The 1,303-nt window shown below is 58.9% G+C and carries 1 pseudogene; it reads left to right on the forward strand.

The annotated features are described in order from the left end of the window. A pseudogene (locus ACLI09_RS17990) lies at positions 1–1,303 on the forward strand (hypothetical protein); the annotation flags it as partial.

Consider the following 1,303-nt stretch of genomic DNA (forward strand, 5'->3'; position numbering starts at 1 on the left):
TGCTGGACATCCGTGTAGAGCCGCTGCCGCAGCTTACCGCCCCTACGGCAGATGACCTTACGGTATGCGATACCAACGGGCAGGGCTATGGTGTTTTTGACCTTGACGCGCTTACCGAAGGCATGGTAAACAACGGTGTAGACATAACGGTAGCCTTTTACCTTACGCGGCCGGATGCCGAGAATGGCCTGAACCCGATAACCAATACGGGCAGCTACCAGAACGAGGTCGCCCAGACCCAGACATTGTATGTGGTAGCCACCAATACGGTAACGGGCTGCCGCTCTGAAGTGCTCCCTATCACCCTTGTGGTAGCCCCGGCGCCACTGAGCGTGAGTGTGGATGACCTTACCCAGTGCGACGACACCGATGACGACGGTGGAGACAACCATATGGTATTTGACCTTACCCAGCAGGATGCAGCTATAGAAACCCAGTTAGGTGCCGCCGCGGGCACCCTTACCATACACTACTTTACGGATCCCGGCTATGCCGACGAAGGCATGCCGCGCATTACCGTGCCGCAAAGCTACAACGGTACCGACGGTGAAGAGATCTGGGTACGCGTAGAAGACCCTGCTACCGGGTGCTACCAGGTAACCAGCTTCCTGCTGCACATCCACAAGCCGCTGGCGCTGGGCAACCCTGCCACGCTCACCCTGTGCAACGAGGCATTGCCCAACAGCACCCCGGGCAACCCCGGCAGCCCTTTAAACACCACGGAGTTTGACCTTACGGTACGTCAGGACGACATCCTTACGCCTTACGGCATTGGCTCGGGCCATGTGGTAGAATACTTTGAGATGGACCCGCAGTCAGCAGGCGCCACCCCGATACCGGACCCTACAGCCTATACAAACACCGCGAACCCGCAAACCCTGTATGTGCGTGTAACCACGCCGCAGGGCTGTGAGAGCTTCGCGTTCCTAACCATACGGGTAACCCCGCTGCCTACGCCTAACACCACCCCGGACCCTCTGGAGAAGTGTGATGACAACACCCCGGGCGACGGCTTAGAGGAATTTGACCTTACGGAGGCCGATAGCGACATCCGCAACCATGAAAACACAGCCGTACTGCAGTACTACACCACCGAGGCCGCGGCCTGGCTGGGGGATACCACAGACACCACCACCTATATTGCCACACCGGGGGCCTATACCAACAGCACCCCATGGGCAGAATCGGTATGGGTACGGGTAACGCTTACCGGCTCAGAGCCAAACGACCCAGCCTGCGCGCAGGTAGTAGAGCTGCCACTTATAGTTAACCCGCTGCCGCCGGTAACCAACGCGCTGGGGGC

This window comes from Flavobacterium sp. RHBU_24 (assembly GCF_046613695.1).
In the GTDB taxonomy this organism is placed as follows: domain Bacteria; phylum Bacteroidota; class Bacteroidia; order Flavobacteriales; family Flavobacteriaceae; genus Flavobacterium.